The organism is Vibrio genomosp. F10 str. ZF-129 (genome assembly GCF_000287055.2).
Classification (GTDB): Bacteria; Pseudomonadota; Gammaproteobacteria; order Enterobacterales; family Vibrionaceae; genus Vibrio.
In genome coordinates this window covers 14,737-33,911 of the sequence record NZ_AJYQ02000010.1, presented here as the reverse complement: position 1 = coordinate 33,911, position 19,175 = coordinate 14,737, and the positions used below count along the sequence as shown (strand labels likewise).

Annotated in this window: 16 protein-coding genes; 9 read left to right on the top strand and 7 right to left on the bottom strand. The window is 44.8% G+C overall.

Translation table 11 applies throughout. From position 1 onward, the window contains the following. Nucleotides 1-36: 36 nt before the first annotated feature. The 5 genes from ribF to ispH all read left to right on the top strand — a co-directional run bounded on the left by ribF (nt 37) and on the right by ispH (nt 6,055). Nucleotides 37-972 carry a bifunctional riboflavin kinase/FAD synthetase gene (gene ribF / locus A1QO_RS01435; protein WP_017036894.1) on the top strand — a complete coding sequence of 312 codons (936 nt, stop codon included), beginning with the start codon at nt 37-39 and terminating at the stop codon, nt 970-972. A 63-nt stretch (nt 973-1,035) separates the two neighbouring features. Beyond that, a complete protein-coding gene (gene ileS / locus A1QO_RS01430; RefSeq protein ID WP_017039769.1) occupies nt 1,036-3,876 on the top strand; it encodes an isoleucine--tRNA ligase in 2,841 nt (946 codons plus the stop codon). Between the two features lie 99 nt (nt 3,877-3,975). Next, a complete protein-coding gene (gene lspA / locus A1QO_RS01425; RefSeq protein WP_017035461.1) occupies nt 3,976-4,488 on the top strand; it encodes a signal peptidase II in 513 nt (170 codons plus the stop codon). 136 nt (nt 4,489-4,624) lie between these two features. After that, a complete protein-coding gene (fkpB, locus tag A1QO_RS01420; protein ID WP_017039770.1) occupies nt 4,625-5,056 on the top strand; it encodes an FKBP-type peptidyl-prolyl cis-trans isomerase in 432 nt (143 codons plus the stop codon). Between the two features lie 36 nt (nt 5,057-5,092). After that, the gene (gene ispH / locus A1QO_RS01415; protein WP_017039771.1) at nt 5,093-6,055 is read left to right on the top strand and encodes a 4-hydroxy-3-methylbut-2-enyl diphosphate reductase; all 963 of its coding nucleotides are present in this window, start codon (nt 5,093-5,095) and stop codon (nt 6,053-6,055) included. A 119-nt stretch (nt 6,056-6,174) separates the two neighbouring features. Here the strand turns inward: ispH and A1QO_RS01410 are convergent, their stop codons facing one another. Then, on the bottom strand, nt 6,175-7,659 hold the full coding sequence (locus A1QO_RS01410) for a carbon starvation CstA family protein (RefSeq protein WP_017035458.1): 1,485 nt from the start codon (nt 7,657-7,659) through the stop codon (nt 6,175-6,177). Between the two features lie 263 nt (nt 7,660-7,922). On the opposite strand from A1QO_RS01410, the gene A1QO_RS01405 reads away from it, so the two are divergent. Next, nucleotides 7,923-8,264, top strand: coding sequence for a DUF2799 domain-containing protein (locus A1QO_RS01405; protein ID WP_017035457.1), 342 nt, complete (start codon nt 7,923-7,925; stop codon nt 8,262-8,264). A 135-nt stretch (nt 8,265-8,399) separates the two neighbouring features. On the opposite strand, the gene murQ is transcribed toward A1QO_RS01405, so the two are convergent. Next, nucleotides 8,400-9,326, bottom strand: coding sequence for an N-acetylmuramic acid 6-phosphate etherase (gene murQ / locus A1QO_RS01400; protein ID WP_017039772.1), 927 nt, complete (start codon nt 9,324-9,326; stop codon nt 8,400-8,402). A gap of 10 nt (nt 9,327-9,336) precedes the next feature. Further along, nucleotides 9,337-10,449, bottom strand: coding sequence for an anhydro-N-acetylmuramic acid kinase (locus A1QO_RS01395; RefSeq protein WP_017035455.1), 1,113 nt, complete (start codon nt 10,447-10,449; stop codon nt 9,337-9,339). A gap of 98 nt (nt 10,450-10,547) precedes the next feature. On the opposite strand from A1QO_RS01395, the gene nagZ reads away from it, so the two are divergent. Continuing rightward, nucleotides 10,548-11,531 carry a beta-N-acetylhexosaminidase gene (gene nagZ, locus A1QO_RS01390; RefSeq protein WP_017039773.1) on the top strand — a complete coding sequence of 328 codons (984 nt, stop codon included), beginning with the start codon at nt 10,548-10,550 and terminating at the stop codon, nt 11,529-11,531. A 161-nt stretch (nt 11,532-11,692) separates the two neighbouring features. Here the strand turns inward: nagZ and btsR are convergent, their stop codons facing one another. Then, complete coding sequence (gene btsR, locus A1QO_RS01385; RefSeq protein WP_017035453.1) at nt 11,693-12,412, bottom strand: two-component system response regulator BtsR; 720 nt, start codon at nt 12,410-12,412, stop codon at nt 11,693-11,695. Between the two features lie 9 nt (nt 12,413-12,421). After that, on the bottom strand, nt 12,422-14,098 hold the full coding sequence (locus A1QO_RS01380; RefSeq protein ID WP_017035452.1) for a sensor histidine kinase: 1,677 nt from the start codon (nt 14,096-14,098) through the stop codon (nt 12,422-12,424). A 236-nt stretch (nt 14,099-14,334) separates the two neighbouring features. Here A1QO_RS01380 and A1QO_RS01375 point away from each other — a divergent pair, with 236 nt between their 5' ends. Beyond that, entirely contained in the window at nt 14,335-15,408 is a 1,074-nt protein-coding gene (locus tag A1QO_RS01375) for a 3-deoxy-7-phosphoheptulonate synthase (protein WP_017035451.1), read from the top strand. A gap of 12 nt (nt 15,409-15,420) precedes the next feature. Continuing rightward, nucleotides 15,421-16,548: a bifunctional chorismate mutase/prephenate dehydrogenase gene (gene tyrA, locus A1QO_RS01370; protein ID WP_017035450.1), complete on the top strand. Its 1,128-nt coding sequence runs from the start codon at nt 15,421-15,423 to the stop codon at nt 16,546-16,548. A gap of 131 nt (nt 16,549-16,679) precedes the next feature. Here tyrA and A1QO_RS01365 read toward each other — a convergent pair whose 3' ends face one another. Beyond that, nucleotides 16,680-17,057: a PilZ domain-containing protein gene (locus tag A1QO_RS01365; protein WP_017035449.1), complete on the bottom strand. Its 378-nt coding sequence runs from the start codon at nt 17,055-17,057 to the stop codon at nt 16,680-16,682. Nucleotides 17,058-17,323: 266 nt separating this feature from the next. After that, the gene (gene ettA, locus A1QO_RS01360; RefSeq protein WP_017035448.1) at nt 17,324-18,991 is read right to left on the bottom strand and encodes an energy-dependent translational throttle protein EttA; all 1,668 of its coding nucleotides are present in this window, start codon (nt 18,989-18,991) and stop codon (nt 17,324-17,326) included. Nucleotides 18,992-19,175 lie beyond the last annotated feature (184 nt).

Sequence of the window (19,175 nt, the reverse complement as noted above, 5' to 3'; positions counted from 1 at the left end):
CATAGTAATTGATAAATAGGTATTTAGTTCATCCCAATGGAATTAATTCGTGGTATTCACAATATTAAGCCTCAGCATAAAGGCTGTGTCTTAACGATAGGTAATTTTGATGGTGTTCATTTAGGGCATCAGCAAGTCTTAGATCAAGTGACTCAAAAAGCCCATGATCTCGAACTGCCTTCTGTTGTGATGACATTTGAACCACAGCCGATGGAACTGTTTAGTCAAGACAGAGCTCCCGCTCGTTTAACCCGCTTAAGGGATAAATATGTTCAGCTAAGTAAGCTCGATTTAGACAGGTTACTGTGCGTAAACTTTAATCGCTATTTTGCTTCATTGTCTGCTGAGGCATTTATACGAGATTTACTCGTTGATAAGCTTGGGGTGAAATACCTCGTTGTTGGTGATGATTTTTGCTTTGGCAAAGGGCGCACGGGCGACTTTTCAATGCTGAAAGAAGCGGGACAGAAATTTGGTTTTGACGTTGTCAGCACCAACAGCTTTTGTTTACAGCATCAACGTGTAAGCAGCACTGGCATTCGTAACGCGCTAGCCGACGATGCGTTGGATACGGCCAGTGAAATGTTAGGACGTGAGTACAGCATCAGTGGTCGGGTATCACATGGAAGAAAGCTTGGGCGGACGATAGGCTTCCCAACGGCAAATATTCCACTTAAACGATGTGTATCGCCCGTATCAGGTGTTTATGTGGTACAGGCATTAGGCCTAGGGCAACAAAGAATTGGTGGTGTGGCGAATATAGGGCAAAGGCCTACCGTGAATGGGATTCGTCAACAGCTAGAAGTGCACTTATTTGACTTTGATGGCAATTTGTACGGTCAACAGTTGGAAGTGATACTGTTACACAAACTCAGAAATGAGCACAAGTTTGAGTCGTTTGAAGCGCTTAAACAACAAATAGAATTGGATGCTGAAGCCGCAAGGGTGTGGTTGCTTCAGCTTAAGCGTTGATCGGTTTATTCCACCGATTAACATAATGTCTAACTTCGCCCAATAGAACGGAATTAAGAATCGATGAGTGATTACAAAAATACCCTGAACTTACCAGAAACAGGGTTTCCAATGCGCGGTAATTTAGCAAACCGCGAGCCAGAAATGCTTAAGCGTTGGTATAAAGAAGATCTTTACGGTGAAATTCGTAAAGCCAAGAAAGGCAAAAAGTCGTTCATACTGCATGACGGCCCTCCGTACGCTAACGGTGATATTCATATTGGTCATGCATTAAACAAGATTCTTAAAGACATTATTGTTAAATCAAAAACACTGTCTGGCTTTGATGCGCCTTATATTCCAGGTTGGGACTGTCACGGTCTTCCAATTGAATTAATGGTTGAAAAGAAGAAAGGCAAGCCAGGACAAAAGATTTCTGCGGCCGATTTCCGCGAAGAGTGTCGTAAATACGCGGCTCAGCAAGTAGAAGGTCAAAAAGAGAGCTTCAAACGTCTTGGCATTATGGGTGAGTGGGAAAAACCTTACCGCACGATGGATTTCGGTACAGAAGCAAACATCATCCGTGCGCTTGGGAAAATTGCCGACAATGGTCACCTACTGAAAGGGTTTAAACCTGTTCACTGGTGTACGGATTGTGGCAGTGCACTTGCTGAAGCAGAAGTAGAATACAAAGATAAAGTATCACCATCGATAGATGTGAAATTTGCAGCGGCAGATGAAGCGGCTTTAATTGAAAAGTTCACACTGGCTAACGATCATGTAGGTCAAGGTGAACTCTCAGTTGTTATCTGGACAACGACACCTTGGACACTACCGGCTAACCGCGCAGTGTGTCTGAGAGACGATCTAGAATACGTTCTGATTCAAGTGGAAGCGAAAGGTGAGCAGCAAGAGCAACGTCTCATTGTGGCTTCTGAACTGGCAAAAGACGTCATGGATCGCGCGGGTATCGAGCATTATCACAACCTAGGTTTTGCGACAGGTGCAGAGCTTGAACTCATGCAGTTCAACCACCCGTTCTATGATTTTAGTGTCCCAGCTGTGCTTGGTGATCACGTGACCACTGATGCTGGTACAGGCGTAGTCCACACCGCTCCAGGTCACGGCCAAGAAGATTTCGTGGTCGGTAAACAATACGATCTAGAAGTCGCTAACCCGGTTGGCTCTAACGGTGTTTACTTGCCAGATACAGAGCTATTTGCAGGTCAGCATGTCTTTAAAGCGAACGACTCAGTCCTTGAAGTATTGAAAGAAAAAGGCGCGCTTTTACATCATCACGCGTACGAACACAGCTACCCACATTGCTGGAGACACAAAACACCAATCATCTTCCGCGCAACGCCGCAGTGGTTCATCTCAATGGATCAAGCTGGCCTACGAGCAAAAGCACTAGAGTCAATCAAAAGTGTTGAGTGGATGCCTGAGTGGGGTCAAAGCCGCATCGAGGGTATGATTGAAGGTCGCCCAGAATGGTGTGTTTCTCGTCAACGTACTTGGGGTGTGCCAATTGCACTGTTCGTTCATAAAGAAACGGCAGAACTTCACCCTGACAGCCCTGCTCTTATCGAAAAAGTAGCGAAATTGGTAGAAGAGAAAGGCATTCAAGCGTGGTGGGATGTTGATGCCGCTGAACTGATGGGCGATGCTGATGCTGAAAAGTACGAAAAAGTGCTGGATACGCTAGATGTGTGGTTTGATTCTGGTGTTACACACTACTCTGTGGTTGATGCTCGTGAAGAGTACAACGGCCATAGTGCGGATCTTTACCTTGAAGGTTCGGATCAACACCGTGGCTGGTTCCAATCTTCATTGATCTCATCCATTGCGATGAAAGATGAAGCACCCTACAAACAAGTGCTGACTCACGGCTTTGTTGTTGATGGTAACGGCCGTAAGATGTCTAAATCTATTGGTAACGTTGTTGCGCCAAAAGACGTCACTAATAAGCTAGGCGCCGATATTTTACGCCTATGGGTGGCTTCTACTGACTACACTGGCGAAGTGGCCGTTTCAGATGAGATTCTAAAACGTTCTGCTGATGCATACCGTCGTATCCGTAATACAGCGCGTTTTTTCCTAGCGAACCTAAATGGTTTCAACCCAGAAACAGATTTAGTGCCACTCGAAGAGATGGTTGCATTGGATCGTTGGGCCGTAGGCCGTGCATTTGCTGCACAAGAAGAAATTGTAAAAGCATACGATGAATACAACACGCACGCAGTGACTCAGCGTCTGATGCAGTTCTGTTCAATCGAAATGGGGTCTTTCTATCTTGATGTGATTAAAGATCGCCAATACACAGCAAAACTGGGTGGTCACGCTCAACGTAGCTGTCAATCGGCCCTTTACTATATCGTTGAAGCCTTGGTTCGTTGGATGGCTCCGATTATGTCTTTCACTGCCGATGAAATCTGGAATGAAATGCCAGGTGCTCGTGATAAATTCGTCTTCACAGGTGAATGGTATCAAGGTTTACGTGATCTTTCTGAAGGTGAAGAACTAAACAACGAATTCTGGACTGAAATTCAAGCGGTTCGTGGTGCGGTGAACAAGTTATTGGAAGAAGCACGTAAAGAGAAAACCATTGGTGGTTCATTGCAAGCGGAAGTGACGCTCTATGCTGACGATGCACTAGCGGCGAAAATGAATAAGCTCGAAGATGAACTTCGTTTTGTACTGCTCACATCCAAAGTGGAAGTGAAAGTACTGACGGATAAAACGGATACTGCTCATAGCACCGAAGTCGACGGTTTATTTGTAGAAGTGGCCGCGACAGAAGCCGAGAAGTGTGATCGCTGCTGGCACCACACGCCAGATGTTGGCACGATTGAAGGCCATGAGAAAGTGTGTGGCCGTTGTGTGTCTAACGTGGAAGGCGAAGGTGAAGTGCGTAAATTCGCATAACCGTTATGCGCATAAACCTTGTTTGCATTTGAAACATAAGTGAACTTTTTATTGTTTTCATAGCCCCAGTATCAACTGGGGTTATTTTTTAGGAAGATTATGAACGAACAAGCAATCACACTAAAACATTCAGGCGTTCGTTGGCTATGGCTTGCGATGGTCATTTTTTTTGCTGATATAGGCATAAAATTCGTTGTTCTTGAGCATATGGGGTATGGCTGGGCAAACCGAATCGAGGTCTTGCCATTCTTTAATCTATTGCATGTACACAATTACGGAGCAGCTTTTAGCTTTCTCGCTGATCAGCCCGGTTGGCAGCGTTGGTTTTTTTCTACCATCGCCTTTATTGTTACAGGCATGCTCACTTACTGGATGAGTAAGTTACCCGCAACCGAGAAGTGGAATAATATCGCTTATGCCATGATCATTGGTGGTGCTGTTGGGAATGTATTTGATCGTATTGTTCATGGTTTTGTTGTCGATTACCTGGATTTCTATTGGGGAAACTACCATTGGCCAGCGTTCAATCTCGCTGATGCCGCGATTTGTATCGGTGCGGCTATGATCATATTGGATGGTTTTCGTAAAAAAAATCAGACAAAAAAAGCGTGATTAAGGCCATTTAAAATTCGCCTAGCCCTTCAAAATTGAAATAACCCTAAGCGCTGTCTGTTGTTCAGATGGCGCTTTTTGTTTACCCTGCACTTCTATCACACAACAAGATCACACAACAAGGAAGAGAAGAAACGTGGCGACCATAAAAAAAGACTCAGCAGTAACGCTTCATTTCACCATTAAACTGCAAGATGGCTCTGTAGCCGATAGTACTCAGAACATGGGGAAACCTGCAAAATTGATCATTGGTGATGGCAGCCTAAGTGATAACTTTGAGCAACGCTTAGTGGGCTTGTCAGCGGGAGAGAAAAAGGCCATTGAGCTTAAAGCAATCGACGCATTCGGCATGCCAAATCCAGACAATATTCATTACATGGACAGAGCAAAGTTTGTCGGTGATGCAGAAGTCGAAGTGGGGACGGTTATGGCATTCTCTGGCCCTGATGGCGCTGAGATCCCGGGGATTATCACTGATATCGCGGGCGACTCTGTCACGGTTGATTTTAATCACCCTCTTGCCGGGCAAGATGTGACCTTCGAAGTCGACATTTTGTCTGTTGAATAAGTTATCGTAAAATATCGAACATTGAGATGAACTCGCATGAGTAAAGACATGAAAATTCTTTTAGCTAACCCACGTGGCTTTTGTGCCGGTGTAGACCGTGCCATTAGCATTGTGGAACGCGCACTTGAAATCTATGAAGCGCCGATATACGTGCGTCATGAAGTGGTGCATAACCGCTTTGTGGTCGAAGGGCTAAAGCAGCGCGGTGCGGTGTTTGTGGAAGAACTGGATGAAGTGCCAGATGGCCAGATTGTCATTTTTTCGGCCCATGGTGTATCTCAGGCGGTTCGACAAGAAGCTAAAGTACGTGAATTAACCGTCTTTGATGCGACTTGCCCATTGGTGACAAAAGTCCATATGGAAGTCGCAAGAGCCAGCCGTAAGCATATGGAAGTGGTACTGATTGGCCATGCTGGGCACCCTGAAGTGGAAGGTACGATGGGGCAATACGCCAGCAATCAGGGGGGGATGTATTTGGTTGAAGTACCGAGCGATGTTGAAGCGTTAAAAGCGAAGGTAAAAGACACCTCACATCTTCACTATGTCAGTCAAACGACGCTGTCGGTCGATGAAACCGCTGATGTGATTGATGAGCTTCGCCGTGTCTTCCCAGATATTCAAGGACCTCGCAAAGATGATATTTGCTACGCGACCCAGAATCGTCAAGATGCGGTTCGTGAACTCGCTAATGATGTTGATGTGATGGTCGTCGTCGGTTCAAAAAATTCATCCAATTCAACGCGTCTGAAAGAATTAGCTGAAAAACTGGGTACACCGGGTTACCTGACAGATTGTCCAGAAGACATTAAGCCAGAATGGTTTAATGGAAAAGTAAAAGTGGGCGTGACCGCTGGCGCATCAGCACCAGAAGAGCTGGTCGATCAAATATTGGATCGTATTAAAGAACTCGGAGCAAGCTCGGTAGAAAACGTACTAGGAAGAGAAGAGAATATGTTCTTTGAAGTTCCTAAAGAATTACAGATTAAGCAGATAGACTAGTTTTCCGTAGGTTTATTTACTGTAAGTTTATGTTGAGAGATAAAAAATGGAGCGCTAAGGTAGCGCTCCATTTTTATTGTTTGTTTTTGTACCCATTGATACAAAGTGTTATCGACGCATTACGCGGTCTTAGTTTCAACCTGAGGGTGCTCTTCATCAGCCAAATCAGTGTCGCCTTTGCCTTTTGAAATCTTAATGACATAAGCGGTTACGCCTAAAGTGAATAAGATGCCCACAATGGTAGATAGTTGAATTGGTAAGCCAAAGCCAAGGGTACTGTTGTTTAGAATGAAGGTAGACACAACGGTCGTCATGAACATAGCAGGAACCGTGGTTACCCAGTGCATTTTTCCGTGGCGCAGCAGGTATGCGGAAGCGGTCCAAAGCATCATGACGGCGGTAGTTTGGTTAGCAAACCCGAAATAACGCCAGATAATTCCGAAGTCAACTTGAGTTAACACACCGCCAAGTACAAACAGTGGTAGTGCCATCAGTAGACGGTTACGCAGCGTTTTTTGCTCCATGTTGAAGTATTCAGCCAAAATCAAACGGCTTGAACGGAAAGCAGTATCGCCAGACGTGATTGGCAGGATAACCACACCTAGGAACGCTAAAATACCACCAAATACACCCAAAAGACCAAATGAAGCACCGTAAACCACCGCACCAGGTCCGCCATTTGCTACGGCTTCACCCAAAGCATCAACCGAGCCAAAGAAAGATAGAGCAAGAGCACACCAGATAAGAGCGATGATACCTTCACCAATCATTGCGCCGTAAAAGACGAAGCGACCATTTTTTTCATTTTCCATGCAGCGAGCCATAAGTGGAGACTGAGTCGCGTGGAAGCCAGAAATAGCACCGCAAGCTATGGTGATAAAGAGTGCTGGCCAAAGTGGCATATCGTTAGGATTCATGTTGTTGAACATGTCACTCACTTCAAAGCCACCAAGAACCGTGTGCTCACTTGATACGGCAACGGCTGTAATTAGACCCACTGACATGAAGATCAGTAACGCCCCAAACAATGGATAGAAGCGACCAATGATTTTATCAACTGGGACAATCGTTGCGATGATGTAGTAGCCAAAAATGATGGCGACTAACGTGCTCATGCTAACGTTCAGATCCGTTTGGTCATTGATTAGGTTTGTGATCATTCCAGCAGGCGCCGAAACGAATACCACACCAACAAGCAGCAACAAGACAATGGCAAAAATGTTCATAAAATGTTTGGCGCCTTTGCCTAAGTAGCGGCCTGTGATGGTGGGTACCGAAGCCCCGCCATTACGCACAGAAAGCATACCTGAGAAGTAATCATGAGTGGCACCCGCAAAGATACAACCGATAACAATCCAAAGCATCGCGGCTGGGCCATACAGTGCCCCCATGATTGGGCCAAAGATTGGGCCAACCCCGGCTATGTTGAGTAGTTGAACCAGGTAAACTTTTGGTGTCGACATTGGAACGTAATCCACACCGTCGGTTTTCGTGTGAGCGGGCGTTTTACGTTTTTCATTGATACCAAAAACTTTTTCAATGAAAGCGCCATAAATAAAATAGCCGCCAATAAGGGCAGCAACACAAGTAAAAAACCACAACATAGGGTCATCCTTTGATTTAAATTATCAGTTCAGCCTCTATGATAACTAACCCAATGAATAGGCACATTCAGTAAACCACTCAGTGGTCATATACCTAGCTGAGTGGTATCCAATATAATTAAGTGGTTCGTGCCGGACGTAAACGGTTGCCATCATATCTCAAAGGCCTGTGACCGATTTAAAAGGACGCTATCAAAATTAAGTGGCGGGATAGGAAATTAAATGTCATGTTGTAGTAAAACGTTATAAGCGAAAGGAAAATAATGAAACATATTATCGCACTGGCTTTGGTTGGCGCTCTGACTGGCTGTGCTAGTAGTACAGAGCAGTTAGCGGAAAGCGGGGATTGGTATCAAATTGGATACCAAGATGGAATTAAAGGACATACTGAACGTTCATACAAAGACTTATCAAAGCTTGGTGGCGTTAAAGTGTCGGAATACACCGAAGGATATACTGTGGGAGTGACAGAGTACTGTAATCCTAATTTTGCTTACCAAATGGGACTGTCTGGTCAGTACTATGAAGGGGTATGTGAAGGAACCGAAGAATCACAGAAATTTCGCATGGAGTGGCAACGCGGTTGGTCTGAATACAGCAACTGATGAATGGGTGTCTACCATAAACAAGTAAAGCATTGACTAGGGAAAACAACAACCTGGCCAATGCTTGGCCCACGGGCTAAGCGAGCGCTATGTTCAAGATGTATTAGTTAAGCGACATCAGTTTAGCCGCATCAGTTAAGAGGGTTTGCTACTTTCAACCGCCTTTCTAAGAAACCCTTGTTGGTTCAGAAGTTGTTGCTTCGCGCTATCGAGGTCCAGCCCTGTTAAAATCATCAGAATAGACAACTTCACATCATATCCAGTGACTTCCAGTGTTTTCGTTGCTTGTTGAATATCGCACTCGGTTGCTTGGATAACGATACGAGCAGCGCGAGCAACCAACTTTTCATTGGTCGCTTTTACGTCGACCATCAGGTTCTGGTAGCTTTTACCAATGCGAATCATGCTGGCAGTTGTCAGCATGTTAAGCACCAACTTTTGCGCGGTACCTGATTTGAGGCGTGTGGAACCGGTTAAGGCTTCTGGGCCCACCACTGGGCTTATCGCTATTTGAGCGATCTCAGCTATCGGTGAATCTGGATTACAAGACAGCGCAACCGTCACCGCGCCAATCTGATTGGCGTAGTTGAGTGCACCAATTACGTAAGGTGTGCGGCCACTAGCAGCGATGCCTACCACGACATCATTTTCTGAAAACTGAATGGCTTTCAGATCTTCAATACCGAGAGTCAGCGAATCTTCCGCGCCTTCTTTGGCTTTCAAAATTGCTTCTGGTCCACCGGCGATGAGGCCGATAACCATCTTGTTTGAAACACCAAACGTCGGTGGGCATTCTGAGGCATCTAATACACCCAATCGACCACTGGTACCAGCACCCATGTAAATCAGGCGACCACCGTTTTGAAAGGCGTGAGCGATCTTATCAACCGCTTTGGCAATTTGAGGCAACTCTTTCTCAACCGCGATAGGTACTTGCTTATCTTGTTGATTGAGCCTACCCACTATTTGCTCTGCTGAAAGAAGATCGATATCCATGGTTTCGGGGTTACGCCCCTCCGATACCAGATGAGAAAGGGCAGAAATAAGGGCATCATTAGTCATGTTAAGCCTTTTAATTGGATGGATAGATTACGCCTAAGGAGGCAAGCTTACTGGCACCGGTGACCTCAGGCAAATTGCTGCTTAGTCCGTGAAGGCGTCTTTGAGCTAGCCAGGCAAAAGCGATGGCTTCCATAAAGTCACCATCAACCCCTTTTTCTGAAGTGGAAGCAACCTGCCAGTCTGGTAGCAGCTCGGCTAAACGCATCATGAGCAATGGATTCTGTGCTCCTCCGCCACAAACTAATAATTCTGGGGATAGACCGACTTTATAGAGCCTGACTTGTTCACAGATAGTGAGGGCGGTGTATTCACATAGCGTACGCTGGACATCCTCGGCGGGCACGTAATGATCCGCTAAATGTTTCGTAAGCCAATCGAGATTAAACAGCTCACGTCCGGTACTTTTCGGTGGGGGCTTCTGCAAATAGCTTTCTGCAAGTAATTCAGAGAGAAGGGAAGGTTCGACATTGCCTTGATACGCAAATTCAGCATCTTTATCATACGGTCGGTTTCGGTGCTTTTGGCACCAAGCATCCATCAGCATATTCCCAGGTCCGGTATCGTAGCCGATGACCTTTTGATTGGGTCGCAACACTGAAATATTCGATATTCCCCCAATGTTTAACACGACGACGCTGGAGTGAGTCGCACTAAAAATAGCTTGATGGAAAGCGGGGACTAACGGAGCGCCTTGCCCGCCAAGCGCCATGTCCTTGCGTCTGAAATCGGCAACAGTATCAATGCCACATTGGGCAGCAATGATATTGGCATCACCCAACTGCATGGTAAACGGGAAATCGCTTGTGGGCTGATGAAAGACGGTTTGTCCATGGTTACCAATCGCTGCAATGTGATCGGCTTGGTAACCGGATTTATCCAGTAGCGCATTAACCGCATCGGCAAACAGTCGGCCAAGTTGGTGGTCCAGTTCCCCTATTTCAATTAAATTGGTTCGCTGACCTGTGGCAATATTCAATAAGCGAGATTTTATATCGCTTGGCATTGGGTACTCGTCGTGTGCGATCATGTGAACGTTCTCACCATCAATCTGCACTAAAGCAGTATCGACGCCATCCATGCTGGTTCCCGACATCACGCCAATGTAAAGTTCTGGTTGTTTCATCGTATATTCACTGAGTTCAAACCTAAAATCATTGTAAAGCATTTTTAAAGCGAATAATCTCGATGACTTAGCGAATTTATGCGGAGTTAGGAGAAGATATGGGTCCATTATGGGTCGACGTTGAAGGCTATGAACTGACGGCAGAAGACAAGGAAATTCTAGAGCACCCAACGGTAGGCGGTTTGATCCTATTCGCTCGAAACTATCACGATAGTGAGCAGCTATTAGCATTGAACAAAGCGATCCGTAAAACGGTTAAGCGACCATTCTTAATTGGTGTCGATCAAGAGGGGGGACGAGTACAGCGCTTCCGAGAAGGCTTTTCGATCATTCCAGCGGCTCAAGAATACGCGAGACATAAAGAGGGAGCACAATTGGCTCAGCAAGGTGGCTGGTTGATGGCTGCAGAACTTATCGCCCATGATATCGATCTTAGTTTCGCGCCTGTTTTAGATAAGGGCCATGGATGCAAGGCGATAGGCAGCCGCGCATTTGGGGACAGTGTTGACGATATTATTTGTTACAGCACAGCGTATATGCAGGGGATGAAGTCCGTGGGTATGGCAACGACAGGGAAGCATTTCCCGGGGCATGGTGGTGTATTAGCAGACTCACACCTAGAAACGCCTTATGATCATCGAGATGATATTTTTGAATCCGACATGGCTATTTTTAAGGCTCAGATTGAAGCGGGAGTATTGGATGCCATGATGCCAGCCCATGTTATTTACCCTCATTATGATGATCAGCCAGCCAGCGGTTCTGAGTATTGGCTACAACAAGTATTACGTCAAAAACTGGGCTTTAACGGGTTGGTTTTTTCTGATGACTTAACCATGGAAGGCGCATCGATCATGGGAAGCCCAGCTGAGCGAGCTCATCAATCATTAGTCGCGGGGTGCGACATGCTTCTGGTGTGTAACAAGCGGGATGCTCAAGTCGAAGTCCTTGATAACCTGCCTATCATGGATGTGCCTATCGCTGAGACATTATTGAAAAAGCAGTCTTTTAGACTGGCTCAATTACGCCGTTCAAATCAATGGAAGCAAGCATCAGAAGCGATAAAAATGATGCTCGACTAGTGGTCGTCCATGTTCTCTGCGGCTAAGAATGTCCTTACGTCTAAGAATATACTTACGGCTGAGAATATACCGAGATTTAAAATGAGAAACCATTTTAGGGTGGTTTTTCACGGCATATTGCACGTCACTGAGCCATGAAATGTAAGCATGCAATAAAGGTTTTAGTGAAATCCCAACATCTCTTTTAAGCTTTTTAAGTAACGTCTACTGACCGGAACTTGATGGTGGCTCACCGTTACGATTTCAGCGAGGTTATTTTCTAATAGTTTAATTTCTTTGATGGCTTTTGGATTGACTAGGTACTGACGGTGACAGCGCACTAATGGGGTTTTCTCTTCGAGCACTTTTAAGGTGAGTTGACAGGTTGCGGTTTGCTGCTGAGTTTGTACGTGCACGCCACTGATATCAGTGTAGGCGAACTCAACATCAAGCGTTGGGATGATCATGATGCGGTTTAAGCCAATACAAGGTACTTGCTCAAGCGATCGTGGGGCAATGGTTGAGATCTTTTGCTCTATCGGATTTGTGTGTTTTTGAAGGCGAGATATCGTTTTATCCAATCGGCATGGATTGACTGGCTTTAGCAAATAATCAAATGCGTTATCTTCAAAAGCCTGAATCGCATATTCGTCATAAGCGGTAACAAACACAACATAGGGCATCGTCTCTGGATCAAGCATGCCTAGTAATTCAATGCCGGTAATTTGAGGCATTTGAATATCAAGAAAGACCACGTCAGGTTTTAACTGATTAATTTTTTTCAGCCCTTCAATGGCATTGCTGGCAGTATCCAACACGGATACTGCACCGGTTTCTTCGAGCAGATCAGAGAGCTCTTCTCGAGCAAGTAATTCATCATCAATAACCAAAGCCGAAAGCATACTCATTCCTTAGCGGTTTTCTTGAGTGGGAATAATAAAGCTCATTCGAGTGTATTGGTTCTCTTCCACTTCAATTTTTAGTGCCGCATCACGCCCAAACTTATTGGTTAAGCGTTTATCAACGATGGACATTCCTAAACCAGAGTGATCGTCACTTGGTGCTTTGTAGTGACCGGCATTATCTTCCACAACAATACGTTGACCTTGTAAAACCGGTTGACTGTAAATCCGAACTATACCGCCTTCCAGTTTCTGTGATGTGCCATGTTTGATGGCATTTTCAACCAGAGGCTGGAGTGTAAAGCTAGGGAGCTGTCGCGTGAGTAGGAATGGGTCAATGTTCACATCGATCTCTAACCGTTCACTAAAGCGCGCTTTTTCGATGGTCAGGTAAGCATTAACGTGGGCAAGCTCTTCTTTTAGCGTCACGGTCTCAATATTTTGCTTAAGGTTACTGCGAAAAAAATGCGACAGATGCTGAATGAGGTCACGCGCTTTATCGGGGTCCCGGCGAATAATAGCATTGATAGTATTCAGTGCATTGAACAAGAAATGTGGATTCACTTGAGCGTGGAGCAATTTTATTTCGGCTTGTGATAGCAACATCTGTTTCTGTTGATAATCACCATAGAGAATCTGACTTGAAAGCAACTGAGCAATACCCTCAGCCATCGCCATATTAATGGTTGAAAAGAGTTTTCGCTTTGGTTCGTAAAGCTTAATGGTTCCGATGACTCGATCGCCCGCTCGCAATGGAATGATTAAAGCAGAGCCGAGTTTGCACTTTGGGGATAAAGAGCATTGGTACGGCGTCTCTTTTCCATCAAGGTACTTGATTTTGTTTTCACTGATCGCGTCTAACGTGCTGTTCGATGAGATGGGAGTCTCTGGCTTATGGTGATCATCCCCTATACCGACAAACGCCAAGATCTTTTGGTCATCCGTGATGGAGACCGCACCGACACTGGTTTCTTCGTAGACGATACGTGCGATTTTTTCGGCATTTTTGCTATTAAACCCAGAAGAAAGGACGCCAACAGAGCGTTCTGCAATGTTTAAGGCTCGACGTGAAAACGTCGCAGAATACTCTTCAAAGATGGTTTTTCTATCTTGTAAGATACTCATAAACAGTGCTGCCCCGAAGGAATTAGCGATGATCATAGGAGCGGCAATGTCAGAGACTAGGGCATAGGATTGTGCAAAAGGCTTGGCAACCAGCAAAATGATGAGCATTTGCATAATTTCAGCAAACAATGTGGTCCCAAATACGATGCTGGGGCTAAATAGCTGACTTACTTTGTTTTTTCTAACAAAGTAGGTGTGCACGAGCCCGCCTATGAGTCCTTCTGCGGTGGTTGATATTGCGCAAGCGACGTCGGTAAAACCGCCCAAAGAGTAGCGATGCATGCCACCAGTGAGTCCGACAAAAAATCCTACGACAGGCCCACCAAATATTCCCCCCATGACCGCGCCGATCGCTCGAGTATTTGCTATTGCATCATTGATTTGTAAACCAAAGTAGGTGCCCAAAATGCAAAACAGAGAAAATAGGACATAAACACTGAGCTTATGGCTAATACGATTTGATATGTTCAGCAAAGGGAGAAAAATGGGCGTCTTACTGAGCATGTAAGCCAAAACGAGGTAGACGCACATCTGCTGAAGTAACGACAGAATAAGATCCATAATGCTATCCAAATGGAGAGAAGTAAGGATATTCTAGATAAGAAGAGCGCAATAAAACACCATTAGTCATCTTATTTTCAATGTAATATAAGCAAATAACGAGTGTAATATAAAATTTACACTATTGTTTTTTAATATTTACACTTGAAATGTCATTTTATCCTGTTAATTTATGGCTATGGTCGGTGGTTAAATGCCAAACAATTTAATGTAAAAAATAATATACAGGTGTAGTTATGCAGAAAAGTGAATTAAGCAATATCAATATTAGTGATGAACAGGTATTGATTACTCCTGAAGAACTAAAAACTAAGTTACCTTTGAGCGATAAAGCACGCCAGTTTATTCAAGAATCCCGTCAGAACATCGCCAATATTATTCATAAAAAAGATCATCGTTTACTCGTTGTCTGCGGTCCTTGCTCTATTCACGATATAGACGCCGCTAGAGAATACGCGAAGCGCTTAAAAGCGTTATCTGAAGAGTTAAGCGACCAGCTTTACATTGTGATGAGAGTGTACTTTGAAAAGCCGAGAACCACGGTTGGCTGGAAAGGCCTGATTAATGACCCTCATCTCGATGGTTCATTTGATATTGAGCATGGTCTTCATGTGGGCCGTGAACTGCTTGTTGAGCTCGCTGAAATGGACATCCCGTTGGCAACAGAAGCGCTTGACCCGATCAGTCCACAATACTTAGCCGATACATTTAGCTGGGCAGCGATTGGAGCACGGACAACTGAATCACAAACGCACCGAGAAATGGCCAGTGGGCTTTCTATGCCGATTGGTTTTAAAAATGGCACCGATGGAAGCTTATCGACCGCGATTAATGCTATGCAAGCGGCTTCATCCAGTCACCGTTTCATGGGGATCAACCGTGAAGGCCAGGTCGCGCTTTTAACCACTCAAGGTAACCCAAATGGACACGTAATTCTCCGTGGTGGTAAACAGACCAACTACGATTCAGTATCCGTCACTGAGTGTGAGCAAGACATGGCCCAGTTTGGCTTAGATGCGTCATTAATGGTGGATTGCAGTCATGCTAATTCCCGTAAAGATTACCGCCGCCAGCCTTTAGTTGCTGAAGATGTGATCCACCAAATTCGCGAAGGAAATCAGTCAATTATTGGTCTTATGATTGAAAGCCATATTCACGAAGGAAATCAATCATCTGATTTACCGCTTAGTGAAATGAAATATGGAATTTCCATTACGGATGCGTGTATCAATTGGGAAGCAACTGAGGCACTATTACGTCACGCGCACGCAGAATTAGTGCCGTTTTTAGAGAATCGCCTGAAAGGGTAAAAAGGAACTAGCATGGCTGTTGAATTAAACGAATTGCGTGAGCAAATAGATGCGGTTGATAAGCAAATATTGGACTTACTAGCACAACGTTTGTCGTTGGTTGAGAAAGTTGGTGAAGTCAAAAGTGAGCATGGATTACCTATTTATGCCCCTGATCGTGAAGCGGCAATGCTTGCATCACGTCGGCATGAGGCAGAGAAAAAAGGTGTGCCACCACAACTGATCGAAGATATTCTGCGCAGAACCATGCGAGAGTCCTATGCTAGTGAAAAAGATTCAGGATTCAAGTGCCTAAACCCAGAGTTAAGATCGGTTGTTATTGTTGGTGGTAAAGGGCAATTAGGTGGCTTATTTGGCCGCATGTTCACTCTGTCTGGCTACCAGGTAAAAGTGTTGGGAAGCCAAGATTGGGATAAAGCAGACGAGATCTTAGACAACGCTGGACTTGTGGTTGTTACCGTTCCTATTCACCTTACTCAAGGCGTCATTGAAAAACTATCGAACTTACCTTCTGACTGTATTTTATGCGATTTAACGTCAATTAAATCGATGCCATTAGAAACGATGCTTAATGTTCATCAAGGCCCCGTTGTCGGTTTACACCCAATGTTTGGCCCTGATGTACCGAGTTTAGCGAAACAAGTCATTGTTTACTGCCATGGTCGAGGTGAAGAGAGTTATCAGTGGCTGTTGAAACAGTTTGCCATTTGGGGAGCTTCATTGTGTGAAATCGATGCCAATGAGCATGATAACGGCATGACGCTGATCCAAGCTTTACGTCACTTTACCTCTTTTGCTTACGGTTTACACTTGAGCAAAGAAAACCCGAATATTGATCAGTTATTGCAATTGAGTTCGCCGATTTATCGGCTTGAACTCGCCATGGTGGGCCGTCTATTTGGCCAAGATCCTAACCTGTATGGCGATATCATTTTTTCTTCTCAGGACAACATAGATATGATAAAGCGTTTTCACCAGCGTTTTGGTGATGCGTTAGAAATATTAGAAGGAAAAGATAAGAAGGCCTTTATCACGAGTTTTAATGAAGTCAGTGATTGGTTCGGTGATTACTCTTCGCAGTTTATGAATGAGAGCCAAAATCTATTAAAGCAAGCGAACGATGCTATCCATAGAGGTTAGATCTCAGCGGGTAAAGGTGCGTTGAGCGAGTGAAAGTGCATAGAAAGTCTAAAAGAGCAGCCTTGGTTGCTCTTTTTGTTTTTTAGTCAGTAAACCAAAGCCCACCGATGTTTATGTTATCTGCATTCGTCTTAGTGAGCGTGTTCCCCAAGATCGGATAAATGCTCGATGTCGCGGTGCAGTAGGCTATCGTCGCCGACGTTTAATTCAATGAGCCGCTTTAAATAGCTGATACTGTCGATATCAATGTGGTTGATACTTGCTCGAATGATATTGTTGTCAATCTTGATTAAATTGACGGTCATTTGGATAGTAATGTCACTGTCTGGCAGTGAGAATTGAACATCAGCCACTTGATTCTCATTAAGCTGATTACAGCTCGGCTCTGCGCTGAGCAGCAAGCCATGCAGTGATAAGTCTTGAATGTGGGCGTCTACAGAGGTATTCCCTTGTATAACAACAGCAGATGCTTTGTAGACAATTCTTGAAAATCGACGTTTTTCAACCATAGTGATATCTCTTCTTTCTCTGTACTTGCTTTAAGTGCATTAGCTGTAATTGCATTAGCTCCAAGTGTTTCAGATTCAAATGTATGCGTTTCAATAGCATGTATTTCAACGTTTCATCAATCATAATAGCAAAGTTCCGCAATGTTCAATGTGCCTTAGCTCTTAGAATGCCTTAAGTTTTTTTTAAATGATGGGACTAAAGGGTGTACAGATTTAAAAAAACCGCAGAATGTCTGCGGTTCTTGATTCCATTATTAAGCTTGCGACTACTTGGTAATTCGCTTGTACTTAATACGGTGTGGTTCTGCCGCTTGAGCACCTAATGTCTTCTTCAGCCACTCACTGTATTCAGTATAGTTGCCTTCGTAGAAGTTGACCTGTCCTTCATCGCGGTAATCTAAAATGTGCGTTGCAATACGGTCTAGGAACCAACGGTCATGCGAGATAACCATGGCACAACCAGGGAACTCAAGCAGCGCTTCTTCAAGAGCTCGCAGCGTTTCAACATCAAGATCATTGGTCGGTTCATCGAGTAGCAGCACGTTACCGCCCGCTTTTAGCAGTTTTGCTAAGTGGACACGGTTGCGTTCACCACCAGAAAGCTGGCCGATGATTTTTTGTTGGTCGTTGCCTTTGAAGTTGAAGCGAGAGCAGTAGGCACGAGCAGGGATTTCGAAGTTATTGATCTTAATGATATCAGCGCCTTCAGAGATCTCTTGGAATACTGTTTTTGTATCGTCCATGCTGTCACGGAACTGATCAACAGAAGCAAGCTTAACCGTTTCGCCAAGTTCAACGGTGCCTGAATCTGGCTGTTCAGCGCCACTCAACATCTTAAACAGTGTTGATTTACCTGCACCGTTGGCACCAACGATACCGACAATCGCACCTTTAGGCATGCTGAATGATAGGTCGTCGATAAGAACGCGATCACCAAATGACTTAGTGAGGTTCTTAACTTCAAGTACCTTGTCACCTAAACGCTCACCCGGTGGGATAAACAGTTCGTTAGTTTCGTTACGCTTCTGGTATTGACCCGTCGTCATTTCTTCAAAACGCGCCATACGAGCTTTAGACTTAGCTTGACGACCTTTCGGGTTTTGACGAACCCATTCCAGTTCTTTCTCAATCGTTTTTTGACGTGCGCTTTCGCCTGCTTTTTCTTGCTTCAAACGCTCATCTTTCTGTTCTAGCCAAGATGTGTAGTTACCTTGCCATGGGATACCTTCACCACGGTCAAGTTCTAGAATCCAGCCTGCTGCGTTGTCTAGGAAATAACGGTCGTGGGTAATCGCCACAACAGTACCGCTGTAATCAACCAGGAAGTGCTCAAGCCATGCGACCGATTCTGCATCTAAGTGGTTGGTTGGTTCATCAAGAAGCAGCATGTCTGGCTTCTCAAGAAGTAAACGACAGATAGCAACACGACGACGTTCACCACCTGATAGGAATTCGATTTTCGCATCCCACTCAGGAAGACGAAGTGCATCAGCTGCGCGCTCTAGAGCTGTCTCTAGGTTGTGGCCGTCTTTCGCTTGGATCAGTGCCTCAAGCTCGCCTTGCTCTTTTGCTAGGGCATCGAAGTCTGCATCAGGTTCCGCATAGGCCGCATAAACAGCGTCTATACGCTTTAAGGCTCCTGCGACATCTGAAACGGCTTCTTCAACAATTTCACGAACGGTTTTAGATTCATCAAGAACAGGCTCTTGCGGGAGATAACCGACTTTCAAACCTTGCTGTGGGCGTGCTTCACCATCAATATCAGTATCAAGACCTGCCATAATACGAAGTAGTGTTGATTTACCTGAACCGTTGAGACCTAAAACACCGATTTTGGCTCCAGGGAAAAAGCTTAGAGAGATATCTTTCAGAATCTGACGTTTCGGGGGCACCGTTTTACTCACCCGAGACATGGTATATACGTATTCAGCCATTGCCGATCGTTCCTAATGTTTGTGGATACAAAAGAGGTATTTTATACCAATCTACATGTTTTTGTTACTAAGGAGCGTGCTTTTGTCTCATGAATACGGTGAGCGATTATCAAATGAAGCTGATATCTCGATTGACGTAAATGTTTTTGTCGCACATTTATTAAATTATCTCTATTTACACTTA